Below are 19,674 nucleotides of genomic sequence, written 5' to 3'. Positions count from 1 at the left end.
CCCCCCGCCGCGAGCGCCGCGCACCAGCCGCCGACCCGGCGCAGCAGCGGCTGCGGGCCGATCGCGAGCGCCCTGCGCTCCGCGGCGGGCGGCGCCACGCGAGGCAGGGCCGCGTCGCGCTCGGCGACGCGCAGCAGCAGCTCGCGCTCGACGGCGAGGCGCACGGGCTCGGCGATGGCAGCCACGAGCGCGAGCAGCAGGAAGGCCGCCATGCCGGCGCGCACGAGGAGGCGCACCGATCGGCCGTCGCCGAGCGCCTCCTCGCTGCTCACGCCGACGACGAGGAGCGTCGCGAACAGCAGCGGTGCGCCGGCGACGGCACCGATCGTGACCGCCCTCGCCCCGCGCACGCGAGCGAGCGCCGACGGCATCGCCAGCGGCGCGACCGAGGCGCCGTCCTCCCGGTGCCACGCCACCGCGGTCAGCTGCCGGAGCGATCGGCGTGCAGCGCGATGTCGCGCACGGCGCCGGCACGGCGATCGGTCGGGGCGCTGGAGTCCTCCGCCGGTCGCGGGTTGCGCGCGAGCACGGCGTGGATGCGAGCACGCCGACGACGCGAGCGCCACGCACCGACGCTGCCGAGCAGCCAAGCGAGCGCGATGCCCGCGATGCCGGGAGCGATGAGCGCCTCGGCCGCGCGCAGCGGTGCCGCTCGCTCGGCGCTCTCGACCGCGCCGGCCCAGCCCGGCGCCCAGCCGAGCGCGAGGACGAGCCAGGCGGCGACACCGAGGGCCCACGCGACCCGCTCGAGCGGGCTGTCGTCGAGGATGATCGCGTCGATGACCTCGAGGCGCACGCGCTCGCCGCGCTCGAGGGCACGCACCGCGCGCCCCTGTGCGATCGCCGCCCAGGCGATGAGCACCGCGCCACCGAGCAGCAGCACGATGACGGCGACCGCCATGATCGTCGTCCCGGTCAGCAGCAGCCCGTCGATCGCGCGCTCGCCCGCGTCTTCGTACTCCCGCTGCTCGGCGAACCGCCCGGGCTGGCGCATGAAGACGCCGCCGAAGAAGACGAACGCGCCGACACCGACGGCGCCGCCCGCCGCGTTGAGCACTCGGAAGCGGCGCTGGCGGTGCGCGCGAGGCACCGACCGCACGCCCCCGGTCCAGCGGCGCATGACCGCCGCGGAGCGCTCGGCCCAGCGCGCGCGGACGCCGCCGCGAGGGCGCATGGCCCACGCGAGCAGGATGCCGCCGAGGAGCCACGCGCCGCTGATGCCGGGCAGCAGGATGCGGGCGAGCAGCGCCTCGCGATCGTCGGTGGCGAGCGCGATGCCGAGCGGCAGCACGAGCCCGCCCGCGATCGCGAGACCGATGCCGAGACCGCGCAGCACACCGATGTGGCCCTTGTCGAGCGCATCGCGCTCGAGCACGGGCGGCATGGTGCGGTCGTCCGCGCGCTCGGCGGCGCGCAGCTGCAGCGCGCGCTCCGCGGCGAGCCGGATCGGCTCCCCCACACCCGCGATGACCGTGAGCGGCAGCAGGCTGCCGATCGCCCCGCGCAGCAGCAGCTGCAGGTCGACGCCGGCCCCGAACACGTCCTCGTCGACGATCCCGACCACCAGGAGGCCGAGCAGCAGGAGCACGGCGGCGAGCGCCGCGCCGAGCGTGCCGACGACGGCCCCGCGGGCCAGCGCACCGCCGGGACCGAGCGCGAGCGGCAGCACGCGCCGGCGCGGGTCGCCTGCGACGCGCCGCGCGACGTCGCCGTCGATCCCGTCGTCGGCCCTCGACGCGCCATCGGCGCGGTGCCACGTCACGAACGGTGCCCGGTCAGGGTCGGTGCCGGGTCGCGCCGCGGCCCGCTGCGCCGGTCACGCCGCGCCGTCGAACAGGCTCGTGACCGAGCCGTCCTCGAAGACCTCGGTGATCGCGCGGGCGAGCAGCGGCGCGATCGAGAGCACCTGCAGCTTCTCGAAGCGCTGCGACTCCTCGAGCGGCAGGGTGTCGGTGACGACCACCTTGTCGATGCACTCGGAGTTCAGGATCTCCGGCGCCGGTCCGGAGAAGATCGCGTGCGTCGCCGCGACGACGACGCTCGTGGCGCCGTTCTTCTTGAGCGCCTCGGCGGCCTTCACGATCGTGCGGCCGGTGTCGATCATGTCGTCCACGAGCAGGCAGACGCGGCCGTCGACCTGGCCGACGATCTCGTGCACGGAGACCTGGTTCGGCACGAGCGGGTCGCGGCGCTTGTGGATGATCGCGAGCGGCGCGCCGAGCTTGTCGCTCCACACGTCGGCGACGCGCACGCGGCCCATGTCGGGCGAGACGACCGTGACGGTGTCGGGGTCGAGCGTCGAGCGGAAGTGCTCGAGCAGCACCGGCATCGCGAAGAGGTGGTCGAAGGGCCCGTCGAAGAAGCCCTGGATCTGCGACGCGTGGATGTCGATCGACATGATGCGGTCGGCGCCGGCGGTCTTGAAGAGGTCGGCGATGAGTCGCGCCGAGATCGGCTCGCGGCCTCGGCCCTTCTTGTCCTGCCGGGAGTAGGGGTAGTACGGCATGACCACGGTGATGCGCTTCGCGGACGCGCGCTTGAGCGCATCCACCATGATGAGCTGCTCCATGAGCCACTCGTTCACGGGGGCGCCGTACGACTGCATGATGAACGCGTCGGAGCCGCGCACCGAGCCCTCGTACCGCGCGTAGATCTCGCCGTTCGAGAACGTGCGGCTGTCGACGTCCATGAGGTCGGCGCCCATCTCGGCGGCCACCGACCGCGCGAGCTCCGGGTGCGACCGGCCGGTCGCGAGCACCAGGTGCTTGCGGTTCTTCGTGACGATCGATGCCACTCGGGTGCCTCCTAGGCGTTCGGTGCTTGCGTGTTCGCCGCCGCTGCCGCGTCGGCTGCCGTCGTCCCGGGGCGATTCGCCGCGACCCAGCCCGGCATGGTGCGCTGCGGTGCGACGTTGATCGCCAGCGCTCCTGGCTCGACGTCCTTGCGGACGACCGTGCCGGCTCCAGTGTAGGCGCCGTCGCCGATCGTCACGGGGGCGACGAAGACGTTGTGGCTGCCGGTGCGCACGTGCGAGCCGACGGTCGTGCGGTGCTTCTGCTGGCCGTCGTAGTTCGCGGTGATGGTGCCGGCGCCGATGTTCGAGCCCTCGCCGACCACCGCGTCGCCGATGTACGACAGGTGCGGCACCTTGCTGCCGGCACCGATCTGGCTGTTCTTCGTCTCCACGAAGGTGCCGACCTTGCCGTCGTCGCCGATCAGCGAGTTCGGCCGCAGGTATGCCCACGGGCCGACGGATGCGCGCGCGCCGATGACCGAGAGGGTCGCGTCGGTGCGCTTCACGACGGCGTCCTCGCCCACCTCCGTGTCGACGAGCGTGGTGTCGGGGCCGATCGTCGCGCCGGCCGCGATCGCCGTCGCGCCGTGCAGCTGCGTGCCCGGCAGGATCGTGACGTCCTCGGCGAGCGTGACGTCGATGTCGATCCACGTGGATGCCGGGTCGGTCACCGTGACGCCCGCCGCCTGCCAGCGGCGGATGATGCGGTCGTTGAGCTCGTGCGCCGCGGCGGCGAGCTGGATCCGGTCGTTGATGCCCCAGATCGCCCAGATGTCGCCGGCGGGGACGGCCTGGATGCGGCCGCCCGTCGACTGGATGCGCGTGGCCGCGTCGGTGAGGTACATCTCGCCCTGCGCGTTGTCGCGACCGATGCTGCCGAGCGCCCGGCGCAGCGCCGCGGCGTCGAAGACGTAGATGCCGCCGTTGACCTCGTCGATCGCGCGCTCGGCGTCGCTCGCGTCCTTCTGCTCGACGATGCGCACGAAGGCGCCGGCCTCGTCGCGCACGATGCGGCCGAGCCCGGTCGGGTCGCCGAGGTGCGCGGAGAGCAGCGTCATCTGGTTGCCCTCGCGCTCGTGGCGCTCGACGAGGGCCTGGAGCGTCTCGGCGTCGATGAGCGGCACGTCGCCCGAGAGCACGACGACGTGGCCCTCGAAGCCCTCGAGCGCCTCGAGCCCCTGCTCGACCGCGCGGCCGGTGCCGGGCACCTCGTCCTGGTCGGCGATGCGCACGTGCGGGGCGAACTCGAGCACGGCCTCGGCCATCCGCTCGCGCTCGTGCCGGACGACCGCGACGATCGCCTCGGGGTGCAGCTCGCCGGCGGTGCGCAGCACATGCGCGATGAGCGGCTTGCCCGCGAGCGGGTGCAGTGGCTTCGGCGTGCGGCTCTTCATGCGCGTGCCGGCGCCTGCAGCGAGCACGATGACGGCGATCGAGGCCACGGGGTCTCCCAACGGTGTGCGGTGTGCCCCTCCAGGCTATCGGCGTCGAGCGCACGGACGGCGCGCTCGCCCGCAGTACCCTGAGTGCTGCGATCCGCCATGGTGTAACGGCAGCACAGCGGCCTTTGGAGCCGTTTGTCCAGGTTCGAATCCTGGTGGCGGAGCAGCAGCCCAGCCCACCACCCTGTTGAGGTGCCGACCCCGATGCTCACCGCCCACGCGCATCCCAGTCGCCGCTGGGCATCGGGCTTCGGTCGCGCGCTCAGCTGGCTCGGCGTCGTCATCCTCGCGCCGCTCGCGCTGGTGAGCGCCGGGTGGACGGTGCTCTTCGTCGTCGCGATGGCGATGAGCATCGCGGTGCACGTGCGCACGCAGCGGCGGCGCTGGGAGCTCGACGAGCCCGGCGCAGACGCCCGCTTCCGGTTCGGCGCCCGCGCCTCCCGCAGCGTGCGGCTCGTCGACCTCGCCGGCGTCGTGGTCGTCCACGCACCGGGCGCCTCGTCGCGCGGCATACCCATCACGCGCGACGCGGCGCGGTGGTGGCTCGTCGACGACGCCGGCCGCGCGCTCGGGCAGGCCAACACCGAGGGGATCGACCCCGTCGACGTCGAGCGCTTCCGCAGCGCGCTCGGCGTGCCGTTCGTGCCGCTCGCTCTCGCCCGGCGCGCCGACGCGGTGCCCGAGGGCATGCCGTGGCACCAGCGGCACCCCGCCGGCGCGCTCGCCGTCGCGATCCCCGCCACGGCCGCCGTCATGATCGCGGTCGTGCTCGTGCCGCCGTACTGGTCGTGAGCCGGATGCGAGGATGAGCGCATGACCGACGACGTCGACCGCATCATGGCGCAGTGGATGCGCGTGCGCCCCGACGCCGACGTGTCGCCGCTCGCGGTGCTGAGCCGCATGACGCGCATCTCGCGGCAGCTCGGCCGCGTGCGCGCGGAGGCGTTCCAGCTCGCTGGGCTCGAGCCGTGGCAGTGGGACGTGCTCGCGGCGCTCCGCCGGCAGGACGGCCCGCTCAGCCCGAAGGACCTCATCGCGCAGACGATGGTGACGAGCGGCACGATGACGAATCGCATCGACAACCTCGTCGCAAGCGGCCTCGTCGAGCGCGTCGACGGCTCGACCGACCGTCGCGTGCGGCTCGTCGGGCTCACCGACGAGGGCATCGACCGCGTCGACGTCGCGCTCGACGCGCTGCTCGAGGCCGAGCGCCGGCTGCTGCGGGGCATCCCCGCCGACGACCAGGCGCGCTTGGCCGAGCTCCTGCGCGTGCTCGCCGACGCGATGGTCTGACCAGGACGAGCTCTCGACATCGAACTCCCCGAACTCGGGGTTCTCGGCGTCGAAACCCTCGGTTCGGGGAAGTTCGGCGTTCTGAGGTTCAGGCTCGCTCGAGCGGGACGTGCCGCAGCCGCAGCTCGGTCTCGAGCGCACGCATGCCCTCGTGGTGCAGCCCCAGGTCGGCGCCGCGGGCGAGCACCGCGCCGTCGGCGCCGACCGCCTCCCAGACGTCGTAGGAGGGGCCTCGACCGCCGCTCACGCCCCGCCGTCGCACCGCCGCGACCGCGGCGAGCGGCACGCGCGAGCGACCGAACGCGCTGCCGAGCTCGAGCACGGGCTCTGGCGTCAGCAGGAGCGCGAAGCGCACAGTGCCCGCACGCACCGAGAGCAGCGCGAACGTGACGACGAGCGCCCCGAACGCGAGCGCGAGCGGCCACAGCTCCGTGGGCACGAGGACCGCCGCGAAGCCCGCGCACACGACGGCGAGCACGATGTAGACGACCGGCGGCCTGCCGGTCAGCCGCACGTCCCGCACGTCAGTAGCGGTAGTGCTCGGGCTTGAAGGGGCCCTCGACCGGCACGCCGATGTAGGCGGCCTGCTCGGGGCTCAGCGTCGTGAGGCGGGCGCCGAGCGCGTCGAGGTGGAGGCGCGCGACCTCCTCGTCGAGCACCTTCGGCAGCCGGAAGACGCCGAGCTCGTAGTCCTTCGTCGCGAGCTCGATCTGTGCGAGCACCTGGTTCGAGAACGAGTTCGACATCACGAACGAGGGGTGGCCCGTCGCGTTGCCGAGGTTCATGAGCCGACCCTCGGAGAGCACGAGGATCGCGCGGCCCGACGGCATGCGCCACTCGTGCACCTGCGGCTTGATCTCGATGCGCTCGGCGCCCGAGCGCTCGAGCGCGGCGATGTCGATCTCGTTGTCGAAGTGGCCGACGTTCGCGACGATCGCGAGGTGCTTCATGCCCTGGAGGTGCTCGAGCGTGATGACGTGCTCGTTGCCGGTCGTGGTGACCCAGATGTCGGCCTCGCCGAGCGCGTCCTCGACGCGCGCGACCTGGAAGCCGTCCATCGCCGCCTGCAGCGCGCAGATCGGGTCGACCTCGCTCACGACCACGCGGGCGCCCTGGCCCCGGAGCGCCTCGGCGGCGCCCTTGCCGACGTCGCCGTAGCCGACCACGAAGGCGGTCTTGCCGCCGATCAGCACGTCGGTCGCGCGGTTGAGGCCGTCGGGCAGCGAGTGGCGGATGCCGTAGCGGTTGTCGAACTTCGACTTCGTCACCGAGTCGTTCACGTTGATCGCGGGGAAGAGCAGGCCGCCGGCCGCGAACAGCTGCTCGAGCCGGTGCACGCCGGTCGTGGTCTCCTCCGTGACGCCGCGCAGCTGCTCGGCGATGCGCGTCCAGCGCTGCGGGGCCTCCTCGAGGGTGCGCGCGATGAGCGCGTCGATGACGCGCAGCTCGTCGGGCGCGCCCTCGGGCGTGACGGGCGCGGCACCGGCGAGCTCGGCATCGCGGCCGCGGTGGACGAGCATGGTCGCGTCGCCGCCGTCGTCGAGGATGAGCGTCGGCCCCTCCGGGAAGTCGAAGATGCGGGTCGTGCACGCCCAGTACTCCTCGAGCGTCTCGCCCTTCCAGGCGAACACCGGCACGCCGGCGGGCGCGTCGGGGGTGCCGGCGCCGACGACGATCGCCGCCGCCGCCTCGTCCTGCGTCGAGAAGATGTTGCAGCTCGCCCAGCGCACGTCGGCGCCGAGCGCGACGAGCGTCTCGATGAGCACGGCCGTCTGCACGGTCATGTGCAGGCTGCCGGCGATGCGCTGCCCCGCGAGCGGCTGCTCGTCGGCGTAGCGGCGGCGAAGCTCCATGAGCCCGGGCATCTCGTGCTCGGCGAGGCGGATCTGGTGGCGGCCGGCCTCGGCGAGGGCGAGGTCGCGCACGTGGTGCTCGAGGGTGCGGGAGGCGGTGTCGGTCATGCCGACCATCCTCCCACTCCCGTCGGACGCGGCGCTCAGGCGGTCGGCAGCGCCCGCACGTACTCCTCGAGCATCGCGAACTGGTCGCGCGGCGCGAAGCCCGTCGACTCGAGCTTCGCGAGCCGCATGGCGCTGTGCCGCGGCCGGGGTGCGATGCCGGTCTTCGTCGAGAAGTACTCGTCGGTCGAGACGGGCGACACCTTCGAGCCGTCGCTGCCCGCGAGCTCGAACACGCGCCGCGCGATCGTCGCCCAGCTCACCGGCTCGCCACTGTTGGAGACGTTGTAGAGGCCGTGGGGCGCGCCGCTCACGAGCAGGTGGTCGATCGCGCGCGCGAGCTCGCTCGCGAAGGTGAGCCTGCCGATCTGGTCGTCGACGACCTGCGGAGCGGTGCCGCGCCGCGCGAGCGACGCCATCGTCGAGACGAAGTTGCGCCCCTCGCCGACCACCCATGAGGTGCGCACGATGTAGTGCTTCGGTGCCGCGGTGACGGCGAGGTCGCCCGCCGCCTTCGTCTGGGCGTACACGCCCAGCGGGCCGAGCGCATCCTGCTCGTCGCGCTCCCCCTCGCAGTCGTCGAACACGTAGTCGCTCGAGACGTGCACGAGCGTCAGGCGGTGCTGGGCCGCGATCTCGGCGAGCCTCGCCGGGCCGCTCGCGTTCACGGCCCACGCGTCGCGCCGCCCCTGCGCGGTCTCGGCGCCGTCGACGTCGGTGTAGCCGGCGGCGTTGACGATCGTCTCGTAGGCCGACCAGCGGATGCCGTCGAGCGACTCGGGTGCCGCGAGGTCGACCCGGTCGCGGCCGGCGTAGTCGACGTCGTGGCGGTCGGCCCAGAGCGATCGGAGCGCGCGACCGAGCTGGCCGGTCGCGCCGATCACGAGCGTGCGCCGTGGCGGCATGGGCGTGACGTCGGCGAGCATCGGGTGCGCGCGGTCCTTGTCGCTCAGCTCGGCCTGCTCGAGCGGGATCGGCCACGCGATCGCCGCGGTCGGGTCGGCGAGGTTGAGGAACGTGTACTCGACCTGCGCCTCGGCGGACCAGTGGTCGTTCACGAGGTAGGAGTAGGCGGTGTCTGCCTCGAGCGCCTGGAACGCGTTGCCGACGCCGCGCGGCACGAACACGGCGATCGACGGGTCGATCTCGATGCTGAAGGTCGCGCCGAACGACGGCCCCTCGCGCAGGTCGACCCACGCGCCGAAGACGCGACCCGAGGCGACCGAGATGTACTTGTCCCACGGCTCGGCGTGGATGCCCCGCGTCACGCCGGGCGCGGCGTTGAACGAGATGTTGTTCTGCACCGGCCCGAAGTCGGGCAGGCCGAGCGCGAGCTGCTTCTCGCGCTGCCAGTTCTCCTTGAACCAGCCGCGGTTGTCGCCGTGCACCGGCAGGTCGATGACCTTGAAGCCGGGGATCGGCGTCTCGCGCACGGCGAGCTGCTTGCCGGTCTGCATAGGCTGCGGCTGCATGGGCTCCGTCGTCACGCCCGGGCCCTCAGTGCCCGGCCTGGGCGTACTTCGCCTCGGCGTCGGCCTTCTGCTTCCGCCACCACGCCTCGTTCGCGCGGTACCACTCGATCGTGTCGGCGAGCCCGGCCTCGAAGTCGGTGAACGCCGGCTCCCACTCGAGCTCGTCGCGCAGCTTCGAGGCGTCGATCGCGTAGCGGAGGTCGTGGCCGGCACGGTCCTTCACGTGGTCGAACGCGTCGGGCTCCTGGCCCATGAGGCGCAGGATCGCCTGCACGACCTCGAGGTTGTTCTTCTCGCCGTCGGCGCCGATCAGGTAGGTCTCGCCCGTGCGGCCGCGCTCGAGGATGCGGAGCACCGCGCTCGAGTGGTCGTCGGCGTGGATCCAGTCGCGCACGTTCTCGCCGGCGCCGTAGAGGCGCGGGCGGACGCCGTCGATGACGTTCGTGATCTGGCGCGGGATGAACTTCTCGACGTGCTGGCGCGGCCCGTAGTTGTTCGAGCAGTTCGAGATGGTCGCCTCGAGCCCGAACGAGCGCACCCACGCGCGCACGAGCAGGTCGGAGCCGGCCTTCGTCGACGAGTACGGGCTCGACGGGTTGTACGGCGTCTCGGGCGTGAACTTCGCGGGGTCGTCGAGCTCGAGGTCGCCGTAGACCTCGTCGGTCGAGATGTGGTGGAAGCGCGTGCCGTGCCGGCGGGCCGCCTCGAGCAGCGTGAACGTGCCGATCAGGTTCGTGTGGATGAACGGGGCCGGGTCGTGCAGCGAGTTGTCGTTGTGCGACTCGGCGGCGTAGTGCACGACCGCGTCGGTCTCGGCGACGAGCGGGTCGACGGTCTCCGCATCGGCGATGTCGCCCACGACGAGCCGCACGCGGTCCTCGGGCAGGCCCTCGAGCGTCGCCCGGTCGCCCGCGTACGTGAGCTTGTCGAGCACCACCACGTCGTGGTCGGTGTTCGCGACGACGTAGTGGACGAAGTTCGAGCCGATGAATCCGGCGCCGCCGGTGACCAGGAGCTTGCTCATGGGTCCAGCGTACTGGCCACGATCGTCGTGCCCAGGTCGCCGGGCCCGCATCGTCCGGCCCGGGTCGTCAGGCCCGGATGAGGGCGAGCACCTCGTCGCGGATCGCGTCGAGCGTCGCCTGCTGCTCCGCCTCGGCGTTGAGGCGCAGCAGCGGCTCGGTGTTCGACGGGCGCACCGAGAACCACCATGCGCCGTCGGGCGCCGTCACGGTGAGTCCGTCGAGCTCGTCGAACTCGCCCCGCCCGGCGAAGGCCTCGACGATGCGCGTGTACGCGGCCGGCACGTCGGCGACGGTCGAGTTGATCTCGCCGGACGCGGCGTACGGCGAGTAGCGGGCGGCGAGCTCGGACATCGGCTCGGCGTCGGCGCCGAGCGTCGCGAGCACGTGCATCGCGGCGAGCATGCCGTTGTCGGCGCCCCAGAAGTCGCGGAAGTAGTAGTGCGCGGAGTGCTCGCCCCCGAACACGGCCCCGGTCTCGGCCATCTTGTCCTTGATGAGCGAGTGCCCGACCCGGGTGCGCACGGGTGTGGCACCGGCGGCGGCGATGACCTCGGGCACGACGCGGCTCGTGATGAGGTTGTGCAGCACGACGATGTCGGTCTCGCCCTCGGCGCGCACGCGCGCGATCTCGCGCTCGGCGACGATCGCCGCGACCGCCGACGGCGACACCGCGCCCCCGCGCTCGTCGATCACGAAGCAGCGGTCGGCGTCGCCGTCGAAGGCGAGCCCGAGGTCGGCGCCGTGCTCGACGACGGCGGCCTGCAGGTCGACGAGGTTCTTGGGGTCGAGCGGGTTCGCCTCGTGGTTGGGGAAGGTGCCGTCGAGCTCGAAGTAGAGCGGCACGATCTCGAGCGGCAGCGCGCCGAGGCCCGCGGCGTCGCCGAGCACCGCGGGCACGGTCAGCCCGCCCATGCCGTTGGCCGCGTCCACCACGACCTTGAGCGGCCGGATGCGCGACAGGTCGACGAGCGAGCGCACGTGGGCGGCGTAGTCGGCGAGCACGTCGCGCTCGGCGATGTCGCCGCGGCGCGGCGCCTCGGGGATGCCGGCGTCGAGGTAGCGCTGCGCGCCGTCGCGGATGGTGGCGAGCCCCGTGTCGAGGCTCACGCCGCGGGCGCCCGCGCGCGAGAACTTGATGCCGTTGTAGGCGGCGGGGTTGTGGGATGCGGTGAACATCATCGCGGGCGCGTCGAGCGCGCCGGACGCGAAGTAGGTGCCGTCGGTCGAGCAGAGCCCGATGAGCAGCACGTCGGCGCCGCGGGTGCGCGCGCCGTCGGCGGCAGCCGCGGCGAGGACGGGCGACGAGGGGCGCATGTCGTGGCCGATCACGATCGGGGCGGCGGTGCCCACCTCGTCGGCGAAGGCGGCACCCAGCGCGCGCACGACCTCCTCGGTCAGCTGACCGTCGACGAGGCCTCGCACGTCGTAGGCCTTCACGATGTCGGTCAGCGCCATGGTTCCTCTTCGGTCTCTCGGGTCTCGGGCAGGGTCAGCGTGCGCGGTCGGGCTCGTGGCGCACGACCTGCCAGCCGCTCGGGCCCGACGCGCGGTCGGCGTGCGGGTCGCACAGGTCGTAGCTGCCCTCGATCGCACCCCGCCGGCTGGCGGGCTGCAGCGGCCCGACGACGAGCAGCTGCGCTGCGTAGTCGACGGTGACGGTGCGGTCGGCGTACCGGCGGCAGCCGGGCCGGGAGCACATCGCGACATCCATCCGCCCCAGGGTAGCGGCGCCCGGCCGGGCCGCCGGGCGACACGTAGGATGGCGCCATGCATGCGCGCACGCACTCCCGCGGCTCCCGCCACGGCCGCGAGATGCGCTCGTCGGTCGCGGGTCCCGTGCTGCCGTTCCTCTCCTCGCGCGAGACGCGCTTCGAGGACATCGCGGCGGATGCGGCCGACTACGTGATGGCGCTGTGGCCGGCCGAGCTCGGCGACGTGCTGTTCCAGTGGGCCGACATGCCGCCGCGGTCGATCGCCGATCGCGTCGACGAGGTGCCCGAGTGGGCGGTCGACACGGCGCAGCGCACGATCACGATCTACCGGCTGCCGCTGCAGCGCCTCCCGCGCGTGCACGTCGACGACCCGTGGCACCGGCAGGTCGCCATCGAGGGCGCCGTCTTCCGCGCGGCCGCGGAGCTGCTCGGGCGCGACCCGTGGGAGGTCGCCCCCGACCGCTGGCGGCACCACTAGCCAGCGGCTGGTCGAGCCTCACGGCCGCGCCAGCGGCCAGCAGCTGGTCGAGGAGGTCAGTGCAGGACGAGCACGCCCTCGGCGGCCGGCCCCTGCGGGCTCGCCGTGAAGCCGCCCACCTCGCTCTCGCTGCGATAGCCGACGCCGATCACGAGCTGCTCGCCCTCGACCTCGACCTCGACGGAGCCGGGCTCGACCCGCTGCTCGAGCACGCCGTCCGCGCCGATCGTCAGCGGTTCGCCGTCGACGGTGATCTGCTGCTCCGCGTCGGACAGGCTCACGATGTGGAGCGTCGCCTCAGGCCCGGGCGGCACCGCGATCGCCGACAGGCCGGAGCGCGCCTGACCGCCGGCGACCCAGTCGAAGTCGAGGCCCTCGCTCGAGGTGGCGACCGTCCGCGCGCCGGCCACGACCGGCGCATCCGCCTCGACGCGGATCGCGAGCGTGCCGGCGGGCAGCTCGTCGAGCGGGAAGTCGGTGACGATGCCGGCCTCGAGCTCGCCCTGCGACTTGAGCACCGTGCCGTCGCCCGACTGGAACGCGAGCCGCAGCGCGCCGCCGGTGGGCGAGAGCACGCGCAGCACCGGCACGGTGTCGTGGAAGCCGGTCTGCGTCTCGAGGCCCGACGGCTCGTCGATGCGCACGCCCGGCAGCACGGCCGAGGTGCCGATCACGACGGGGTCGATGACGTCGAAGCCACCGCGCTCGAGGCCTCGCGTCGTGGTCTGCTGCAGGTGCGCCGCGACGGGTGCGCCGCTCGCGGCGACGTGCACGACGGCGTCGGCGACCCCGGGCGCGATCGCGGCGAGGTCGAGCACGGTCTCGGTGCCCGGCGCGATGGCGAGGCCGGTCGATCCGACCGACTCGACGGGCCCGTCCGGGCCGTACACCGTGACGTCGACGCTCGCGCCGACCTCGGAGGCGTTGGCGATCGTGAGGACCGTCTGCCGGCCCGTGCGGGTCGATCCACCGACGAGCCACTGGTCGAGCCGGGTCTCGGCGCACTCGCTCGCCGCGAACCCGGCGACCGCCGGGACGTCGACGTCGAGCGACTGCGCGGCCGACAGCGTCGACGCCTCGCCGCGCTGCGCGATCGCGTCGCCGCCGCTCAGACCCTCGACGCTCGGCACGACGAGCTGCGCCTCGGTCACCTCGCCGCCGCGGCTGCCGATCGCCACCTCGGCGTCGGCGAGCGGGGCGATCGCGAGCGCGTCCTCTCCGTCGGCGGTGCCGACGCGCAGCGCCGGCCCCGCGCACACGCGCGACTGCAGCGGCGAGGCGGGCTGCACGAGCGTCGAGGGCGCGGTCGAGGCGACGCGGAGGTCGTCGGGCAGGGCGTTCGCGCCCAGCACCGCGCCGACGCCGAGCGCGAGCGCGGCGACCCCGGCCGCGCCTCGAGCGCTCCAGCGCGCGAGGTCGCGGCGGCCTCGGCGGCGCCCGGTCTCGGCCGCGTCGTTCGCGGCGGCCTCGCGGTCGGTGAGCGCGACGTCGCTCGCGATGTCGCCCTCGACCGCTGCCTCGGCGGCCTCCGCCTCGACGGCGAGCTCCTCGGCGGTCGGCTCGTGCACTCGCGGGGGCTCCGGCTCGCCGATCGGCGACGGGTCGTCGAACTCCTGCGAATCGTCGAGCGGTGCGCCCTCGTCCCGATCGGTCACTGCCACTCCCCCGCTCCCTCGAGCCGCTTCGTGCGCACCCGCGCGCCGCGCCGCAGCGACGGCAGCGCGGTGACGACGGCGGCGCCGAGCGCCACGAGCTGGCCGAGCAGCAGCCAGCCGGCCCACGTCGGCCGCTCGATCGGCGCCGCCGGCACGGCCTCGAGCCGCTGCCACAGCAGTCCTGCCTCGGTCTGGCCGATCGTCTGCAGGTCGCCGCGCGCGTCGAGCGATCGCTGCGCGCGGTCGTGGAGCCCCGCTGCTCCCTCGCGCTCCTGCTCGAGCAGCACGAACCGCACGCCCTGCGCGTCGAGCAGCGCGTCGACGTCGACGTCGGCGCCCGAGGCGAGGTCGACCGTCGCTTGCGCGAGCTCGGTGTCGAGCGGGTCGGCGGCGGTGCGGACGAGCTCCGCCGTCGCGAGGTCGTCGAGCGTCGTGCCGTGCCCGCGCTCGAGGTCGACCGCGAGCGTGCCCTCGGCGAGCGGATGCAGCACGAGCGTGCCCACCCTCGGGTCGTCGGCGGTCGCCGCGTCGACGAAGGCCGGCATCCGTCGGTCGGGCGCGGGGCCCACGACGTCGGGCGCGAGGAACGTCGCGACGACGACGGGCACGGCCGCGACGACGGCGACGAGCGCCACGAGGCCACCCGGCACGCTCGCGCGGCGGTCGTCCGCGTCTGCCGCGGTGACCGCGAGCGCGATGAGCGCCGCGAGCGCGAGCGACGCGCCGGAGCCCGCCCAGACCGTCACGGGCTCGCCGTCGATGCTCGTGAGCGCGAGCCGCGACGCGGTGATGGCGGTGGCGTAGCCCGCGAGGAGCAGCACGACCCACGGCCACGCGCGCGCCGGTCGCAGCACGATGCCCGCGAGCGCCGCGAGCGCGAGCGGGGCGAGCAGGGCGAGCGCGAACCAGGTGGCGTCGAGCCCCGCGAGCGCGACGGCGCCCTCGAGCCCGGCGAGCGCGCTGTCGGGCGAGAGGAGCGCAGCCTCCACCGGGGTCGGCGGTGCGGATGCGCGAGGCAGCCCGGGATCGGCGAGCGCGGCGAGCGGCGTTCCGGCCATCCACCGCGCGACGACGACTGGCGCGAGCAGGGCGAGCGCCGGGAGCAGCGCCGCGAGCGGGCGGAGCGGCGCGCGCCAGCCGACGCCGATGCCGAGCACGACGAGCAGCAGCATCGCGGGCAGCAGCACGGGCGCCGCGGCGACGACGATGGCGAGCGGGATGGCGGCGGCGCCGGCCGCGCGCCACGACCGGTGCGCGAGCAGCACGCCGGCGGTCGCGAGCGGCAGCGCGAGGTGCGCGAGCACGGCGCCGAGCCGGCCGTCGACGACGGCGACGAGGAGCGTCGGCGACAGCGACCACACGGCCGCCGCGACCGCGGGCACCCAGCGCGAGTCGGTCATCCGCCGCACGGAGAAGAACGCCGTGATCGCGGCGATGGTCGGCGCGAGGAAGAGCACGAGCACGATCGCCGTCGAGGGCTGCCACGGCGTGAGCGTGCCGAGCAGCGCGAGCAGGATCGTGAACGGGTCGGCCGGCCCGACGACCTGGCCGAGCGCGTCGCGCGGGCCGGCGAGCGCGTTCGCCCACAGGTCGCCGAGCGAGTCGGAGAGCGGCAGCAGCGCGCCACCGGTCGCCGCGGCCGCGCCGAGCAGCTGCGGGTGAAGCACGACGCCGACGATGAGCGCCGCGGCCGCGACCCAGAGCCCTGCTCCCTCGACGAAGCCGACCCGCTCGTCGGCGGCGTGATGCATGCGCTCGGGGTCGCCCACGGCGCGGCGGTGGGAGCGGACGGTGCGCCACGACGCGCGCAGCGGCCGCAGCGTCGACCACCCGGCCGCGCGCGAGCGGGCGATGCGGCGGCGCGCGCGGAAGACGGCGGGGAGGTCGACGAGTGCGAGCAGCGTCGCGCGCCACTCGGCGAGCACGGCAGCCGGCCGCTTGGCGAGCAGGTGCGCGATCGAGCGCAGCACGCCGTTCGGCAGCAGCAGCAGCCAGTGCACGACGAGCGCGAGCGGGTTGGCGTAGGCGAGCCTCCGGTGGAGCTGCGCCCGCCTGGCGACGGCGACGCGACCGGCGTCGCTCACGGCGCGCGCCGAGAAGTGCTCGGGGCCGCCCGCGCGCCGCACGCGCGCTCGCGGCTCGACGGCCACGCGGTGCCCCGCGAGGCGGGCGCGCACGCCGAGGTCGAGGCCCGCGTCGATCGATCGCAGCACGGGATCGAAGCCGCCGAGCGCCTCGAAGACGTCGCGGCGCACGAGCATGCCCGTCTCGGCCACGCCCAGCCGGTCGGAGTCGTCGTCGTGCTGGCCCTGGTCGAGCTCGCCCTCGTGCAGCAGCAGGCTGCGGCCGAACGGCGTCATCGACTGCCCGAACTCGGCGAAGCGGTCGGGCTCGTCCGCGCGCATGACCTTCGCGCCGACGACGGCGACGCTCGGGTGCGACTCGACGTGCGCGAGCAGCGCCTCGAGCGCTCGCGGGTGGGGCGCGGCGTCGTGCGCGAGCAGCCAGAGCCAGTCGCCGGGCTCGGCGGCTGGCAGCGCCGCCACGCCCTTCGCGATCAGCGCGCCGTACGCGAGCCGCGGAGCGACGACGACGCTCGACGCGTGCGAGGCCTCGAGCAGGGCCCGCGAGTCGTCACGGGATGTTCCATCGACGGCGACGAGCCGCTCGGGCGCCGTCGACTGCGCCGCGAGCGCCGCGAGGGTCGCCGGCAGGTACGCGGCGCCATCGCTGGCCGCGAGCACGGCGAAGACCCTCGGATGCACCCGGCAAGGCTAGGTGCGATCGTCGCGCAGGCCGGGGGTTGCCGGCGGTGTGCCGCCCTATCCGTCCGCGCTGGCCGCTCCACTCAGGTGCGGCGCACGACGCGCTGCAGGGCTCCCGCGGCCCGCAGCGCGGGGTGCGACCGGAGTCGCTGCAACTGGGATGCCGCCTGATCGCGAGCGGCGGTCGCGCGTGCCGTCTGCTCGCGCGCGTCGGCGAGCTGGCCCTCGAGCGCGCGGCGGGCCGGCAGCGCGGCCTCGAGGCCGGCGAGCCAGGCCTCCTCGCGCTCCGCAGCGATCCGCGCCGCGACGCCGGGGATGGCGTCGAGCGTCTCGCGCTCGAGTCGCAGCCGGTACAGCTCGGTGTTGCGCGCGTCGAGCTCCTCGCGGAGCGCGACGATGTCGTCCTGCGCGACCTGGTCGAGCGGCGCGAGCAGCTCGGCGAGCGCGCGCAGTTCCTCGATCTCGGCCGTCGTGAACGGCTCGTCCGAGCGGTCGTCGAGCGCCGCGGCGAAGTGCTCGGGCAGCAGCGGCTCGAGCCGCTCGAGGCTCTCGAGCAGCGACGCGTCGTCGCGGTAGCCGGGCACGTCGAGCTCGTCGGCGGTCGGCATCCGCCGGGCCAGGAACGGCATGAGCACGCCGGCCCGCATGCGCCGCCAGTCGCGCATCCCGTGGTGGTTCGCGCTCGGCCGCAGGTCGGGGTTCTGCTCGTACGCGCGACCCATGTTCTCGGTCTTGCGCTCGAACTGCGACGACGAGCGCCACGGCAGGTGCAGCACCTCGAGCGCCGCGTCGGCGGGCGGCTCGCCCTGCTGCTCGATCGAGACGAAGTGGTTGCCGTGCGCGACCTCGACGTCGGCGCTGCCGACGTGGATCGCATTCGGGGTCGGGTGCGCGTGCACGCCCGCGGCGCGGAGCGCCTCGAGGGTGCGCTCGTCGCGGCGCACGAGGCGACGCAGGCCCGAGCCCCGGCGCGCCATGGGGCCGACGAGGTTGACGACCGGCACCGTGAACGCACCGACCTCCTGCGGGGTGCGCGCGAGCGCCTCCGCGACGGTGAGCGAGGGATCGACGGCGCGCACGAACTCGTCGGCGTCGCCGTTGACGACCCAGTCCGCGCCGTGCTCCTCGAACGCGAGCCGAGCCATCCGCGTGACGACCTGCGCCTGCTGCTTGCGGTGCTCCGGGTCGTCGAAGATCGTGATCGGCGCGACGGCGGCGTACGCCTCGAGGATCTCCCTCGTGCCGTCGACGGATGCGTTGTCGGTCACGAGGATGCGGTCGATCCCCTGGGCGAGGTGGTGCTCGATCGTGGCGGCGATGATGTCCGCCTCGTCGCGCACCATCATGGTCATCACGACGGTCATGGGCTGAGCCTAATGGTGGATGAGCCGCGCTCAGCGACGACTCGAGCAGGGTTTCTCGGACTCAGGCGAGCTTGCGCAGCTTGCGCCGCTCGCGCTCGGAGAGACCGCCCCAGATGCCGAAGCGCTCGTCGTTCTCGAGCGCGTAGTCGAGGCACTGCTGCCGCACGTCGCACGACTCGCAGATGCGCTTGGCGTCGCGGGTCGAGCCGCCCTTCTCGGGGAAGAACGCCTCGGGGTCGGTCTGCGCGCACAGCGCGTCGGCCTGCCAGGCGAGGGGTGCGTCGTCGACGTCGCTGCGCACTCCAGGGACGCCGAGCATGACCGGGTCGACGAACCAGTCTCCCGGCACTCCGCGACGCAGGCCGCTCTCGTCGATGGCCTGCGCTGCAGTGCTGCGCTGCACTCCTTCTCGCATGGCGATTCCCCCGGCTCCTGCAGGACCCCGGCCGGGCCTGCGCTGCACCAATTACACCGGTGTAGTTCGCCTCGCGTCAAGTCGGAGATTCTAGGAGTGTCGCGGCCCGTCGCCCCGGCACCACGCCGTCACGGCGTGTCGAGCTCGAGCGCGAGCCAGGCCTCAGCCGCCTCGACGCGGAACGGCGTCGCGGTGTCGATCCAGGCGGCGTCCGCGCGTCGCAACCGGTGCTCCTCGCCGTCGACCGTCGCGGTGCCCCCGGAGACGACGAGCAGCAGCCCCCGACCGCCCGCGACCTCGTGCGCGCCCGAGACCCGTCGCAGCTCGAACGGCGCAGCCGGCCGGTAGGCGGTCGCGCCGTCGAGCTGCTCGGCGGGCAGCCGCGGATCGTCGAGCGGCGTCGGGTCGACGACCGCGAGCAGCTCGGCGACGTCGACGTGCTTCGGCGTGAGCCCGCCGCGCAGCACGTTGTCGCTCGGCCCCATGAGCTCCATGCCGAGCCCCGAGAGGTAGGCGTGCAGGTTGCCGGCGGGCAGGAAGAGCGCCTCGCCGGGCGCGAGCGACACCCGGTTGAGCAGCAGCGCCACGAGGATGCCGGGGTCGCCGGGGTGCGTGGCGGCGAGCCTCGCGATCGTGTCGGCCTCGACGGGATGCGAGCGGGCGAGCAGCGGTGCGGCCGCCACGACCGCGTCGACGAGCGGCGCGACCGCCGGCGCACCCGAGAGCAGCCACGGCAGCGCGTCGCCCGCGGCGACGTGCTCGAGCAGGGCACGGGCGCGCTCGTCCGCCTCGGTGAGCGCAGCCGCGACGGCCGTCGCCTCGGCCGTCGACCGGAAGCCGCTCAGCGCCTCGAAGGGCGTGACGGCCACGATGATCTCGGGCTTCGGATGCGGGTCGCGGTAGTTGCGGTGCGGTGCGTCGCGCGCGATGCCGGCCGCGTCCTCGCGCTCGAAGCCCTCCCTCGCGCGGGCCGCGTCGGGGTGCGCCTGGAGCGAGAGCGGCTCGGCCGCCGCGAGCACCTTGAGCAGCATCCCCGGCTGCCGCCCTCCCTCGGCCTCGATCGCGGCACCGAGCGCGGCGCCCTCGTGCGGGCCGCCGGTCACGACCGCGGGCGAGCCCGCGTGCGCGCCGAGCCACAGCTCCGCCTCGGGCCCGCCGCTCGCCTCGCGACCGAGGTACGACGCGAGCAGGGTCGAGCTGCCCCAGGCGTAGTCCCTCGGCTCGTTGGCGATCGGCACAAACACGGCCGCGGTCTCCTTCCGGCAGTTTGGCTCGAGCGTACCAACGGCCACGGCTGCATC

At 74.2% G+C, this 19,674-nt stretch carries 17 protein-coding genes, 1 tRNA gene and 1 pseudogene; 4 read left to right on the top strand and 15 right to left on the bottom strand.

The features are described 5' to 3' along the window. The 4 genes and pseudogenes from ABD106_RS12495 to glmU all read right to left on the bottom strand — a co-directional run. Positions 1-416 (bottom strand): annotated as a pseudogene (locus tag ABD106_RS12495) (hypothetical protein); the annotation flags it as partial. 5 nt (positions 417-421) lie between these two features. Beyond that, positions 422-1,762 carry a hypothetical protein gene (locus ABD106_RS12490; protein ID WP_343920822.1) on the bottom strand — a complete coding sequence of 447 codons (1,341 nt, stop codon included), beginning with the start codon at positions 1,760-1,762 and terminating at the stop codon, positions 422-424. Between the two features lie 54 nt (positions 1,763-1,816). Continuing rightward, positions 1,817-2,794, bottom strand: coding sequence for a ribose-phosphate diphosphokinase (locus ABD106_RS12485; protein ID WP_343920820.1), 978 nt, complete (start codon positions 2,792-2,794; stop codon positions 1,817-1,819). Between the two features lie 11 nt (positions 2,795-2,805). Further along, positions 2,806-4,188 (bottom strand): bifunctional UDP-N-acetylglucosamine diphosphorylase/glucosamine-1-phosphate N-acetyltransferase GlmU, encoded by a 1,383-nt coding sequence (glmU, locus tag ABD106_RS12480; RefSeq protein ID WP_343921085.1) that lies wholly within the window; start codon positions 4,186-4,188, stop codon positions 2,806-2,808. Between the two features lie 141 nt (positions 4,189-4,329). On the opposite strand from glmU, the gene ABD106_RS12475 reads away from it, so the two are divergent. The 3 genes from ABD106_RS12475 to ABD106_RS12465 all read left to right on the top strand — a co-directional run bounded on the left by ABD106_RS12475 (position 4,330) and on the right by ABD106_RS12465 (position 5,529). Next, positions 4,330-4,400: transfer RNA gene (locus ABD106_RS12475), tRNA-Gln, on the top strand. Between the two features lie 28 nt (positions 4,401-4,428). Next, positions 4,429-5,028, top strand: coding sequence for a hypothetical protein (locus ABD106_RS12470; RefSeq protein ID WP_343920818.1), 600 nt, complete (start codon positions 4,429-4,431; stop codon positions 5,026-5,028). A 21-nt stretch (positions 5,029-5,049) separates the two neighbouring features. Next, complete coding sequence (locus ABD106_RS12465; RefSeq protein ID WP_343920816.1) at positions 5,050-5,529, top strand: MarR family winged helix-turn-helix transcriptional regulator; 480 nt, start codon at positions 5,050-5,052, stop codon at positions 5,527-5,529. 88 nt (positions 5,530-5,617) lie between these two features. On the opposite strand, the gene ABD106_RS12460 is transcribed toward ABD106_RS12465, so the two are convergent. The 6 genes from ABD106_RS12460 to ABD106_RS12435 all read right to left on the bottom strand — a co-directional run bounded on the left by ABD106_RS12460 (position 5,618) and on the right by ABD106_RS12435 (position 11,695). After that, positions 5,618-6,052, bottom strand: a complete 435-nt coding sequence (locus ABD106_RS12460; protein ID WP_343920814.1) for a hypothetical protein — start codon at positions 6,050-6,052, stop codon at positions 5,618-5,620. Between the two features lies 1 nt (position 6,053). Then, positions 6,054-7,499 carry an adenosylhomocysteinase gene (gene ahcY, locus ABD106_RS12455; RefSeq protein WP_425545748.1) on the bottom strand — a complete coding sequence of 482 codons (1,446 nt, stop codon included), beginning with the start codon at positions 7,497-7,499 and terminating at the stop codon, positions 6,054-6,056. 26 nt (positions 7,500-7,525) lie between these two features. After that, positions 7,526-8,959, bottom strand: a complete 1,434-nt coding sequence (locus ABD106_RS12450; RefSeq protein ID WP_343920810.1) for a sugar nucleotide-binding protein — start codon at positions 8,957-8,959, stop codon at positions 7,526-7,528. Between the two features lie 25 nt (positions 8,960-8,984). After that, complete coding sequence (rfbB, locus tag ABD106_RS12445; RefSeq protein ID WP_343920808.1) at positions 8,985-9,983, bottom strand: dTDP-glucose 4,6-dehydratase; 999 nt, start codon at positions 9,981-9,983, stop codon at positions 8,985-8,987. Between the two features lie 67 nt (positions 9,984-10,050). Beyond that, on the bottom strand, positions 10,051-11,439 hold the full coding sequence (locus ABD106_RS12440) for a phosphomannomutase/phosphoglucomutase (protein ID WP_343920806.1): 1,389 nt from the start codon (positions 11,437-11,439) through the stop codon (positions 10,051-10,053). 34 nt (positions 11,440-11,473) lie between these two features. Then, entirely contained in the window at positions 11,474-11,695 is a 222-nt protein-coding gene (locus tag ABD106_RS12435; RefSeq protein ID WP_343920804.1) for a DUF3499 family protein, read from the bottom strand. A 56-nt stretch (positions 11,696-11,751) separates the two neighbouring features. Here ABD106_RS12435 and ABD106_RS12430 point away from each other — a divergent pair, with 56 nt between their 5' ends. Then, positions 11,752-12,174 carry a hypothetical protein gene (locus ABD106_RS12430; protein WP_343920802.1) on the top strand — a complete coding sequence of 141 codons (423 nt, stop codon included), beginning with the start codon at positions 11,752-11,754 and terminating at the stop codon, positions 12,172-12,174. Positions 12,175-12,230: 56 nt separating this feature from the next. Here the strand turns inward: ABD106_RS12430 and ABD106_RS12425 are convergent, their stop codons facing one another. The 5 genes from ABD106_RS12425 to manA all read right to left on the bottom strand — a co-directional run bounded on the left by ABD106_RS12425 (position 12,231) and on the right by manA (position 19,617). Continuing rightward, positions 12,231-13,829, bottom strand: coding sequence for a DUF5719 family protein (locus tag ABD106_RS12425; protein WP_343920800.1), 1,599 nt, complete (start codon positions 13,827-13,829; stop codon positions 12,231-12,233). Then, on the bottom strand, positions 13,826-16,594 hold the full coding sequence (locus ABD106_RS12420) for a glycosyltransferase (RefSeq protein ID WP_343920798.1): 2,769 nt from the start codon (positions 16,592-16,594) through the stop codon (positions 13,826-13,828). The genes ABD106_RS12425 and ABD106_RS12420 overlap by 4 nt, the downstream gene beginning before the upstream one ends. A gap of 83 nt (positions 16,595-16,677) precedes the next feature. Next, positions 16,678-17,958 (bottom strand): glycosyltransferase family 2 protein, encoded by a 1,281-nt coding sequence (locus tag ABD106_RS12415; protein WP_343920796.1) that lies wholly within the window; start codon positions 17,956-17,958, stop codon positions 16,678-16,680. A gap of 61 nt (positions 17,959-18,019) precedes the next feature. After that, on the bottom strand, positions 18,020-18,277 hold the full coding sequence (locus tag ABD106_RS12410; RefSeq protein ID WP_343921083.1) for a WhiB family transcriptional regulator: 258 nt from the start codon (positions 18,275-18,277) through the stop codon (positions 18,020-18,022). Between the two features lie 224 nt (positions 18,278-18,501). Next, positions 18,502-19,617: a mannose-6-phosphate isomerase, class I gene (gene manA, locus ABD106_RS12405; RefSeq protein WP_343920794.1), complete on the bottom strand. Its 1,116-nt coding sequence runs from the start codon at positions 19,615-19,617 to the stop codon at positions 18,502-18,504. Positions 19,618-19,674 lie beyond the last annotated feature (57 nt).

The organism is Agrococcus citreus, assembly GCF_039527715.1.
GTDB lineage: Bacteria > Actinomycetota > Actinomycetes > Actinomycetales > Microbacteriaceae > Agrococcus > Agrococcus citreus.
Note: the sequence above shows the minus strand (reverse complement) of the source record. Positions and strands in the feature narration are given on the sequence as shown.

Coding starts and splice junctions, on each gene's coding strand:
- ABD106_RS12435 (WP_343920804.1), bottom strand. CDS start 11,695: ATGGATGTCGCGATGTGCTCCCGGCCCGGCTGCCGCCGGTACGCCGAC.
- ABD106_RS12450 (WP_343920810.1), bottom strand. CDS start 8,959: ATGCAGCCGCAGCCTATGCAGACCGGCAAGCAGCTCGCCGTGCGCGAG.
- ahcY (WP_425545748.1), bottom strand. CDS start 7,499: ATGGTCGGCATGACCGACACCGCCTCCCGCACCCTCGAGCACCACGTG.
- ABD106_RS12465 (WP_343920816.1), top strand. CDS start 5,050: ATGACCGACGACGTCGACCGCATCATGGCGCAGTGGATGCGCGTGCGC.
- ABD106_RS12440 (WP_343920806.1), bottom strand. CDS start 11,439: ATGGCGCTGACCGACATCGTGAAGGCCTACGACGTGCGAGGCCTCGTC.
- ABD106_RS12430 (WP_343920802.1), top strand. CDS start 11,752: ATGCATGCGCGCACGCACTCCCGCGGCTCCCGCCACGGCCGCGAGATG.
- ABD106_RS12415 (WP_343920796.1), bottom strand. CDS start 17,958: ATGACCGTCGTGATGACCATGATGGTGCGCGACGAGGCGGACATCATC.
- glmU (WP_343921085.1), bottom strand. CDS start 4,188: ATGAAGAGCCGCACGCCGAAGCCACTGCACCCGCTCGCGGGCAAGCCG.
- rfbB (WP_343920808.1), bottom strand. CDS start 9,983: ATGAGCAAGCTCCTGGTCACCGGCGGCGCCGGATTCATCGGCTCGAAC.
- ABD106_RS12410 (WP_343921083.1), bottom strand. CDS start 18,277: ATGCTCGGCGTCCCTGGAGTGCGCAGCGACGTCGACGACGCACCCCTC.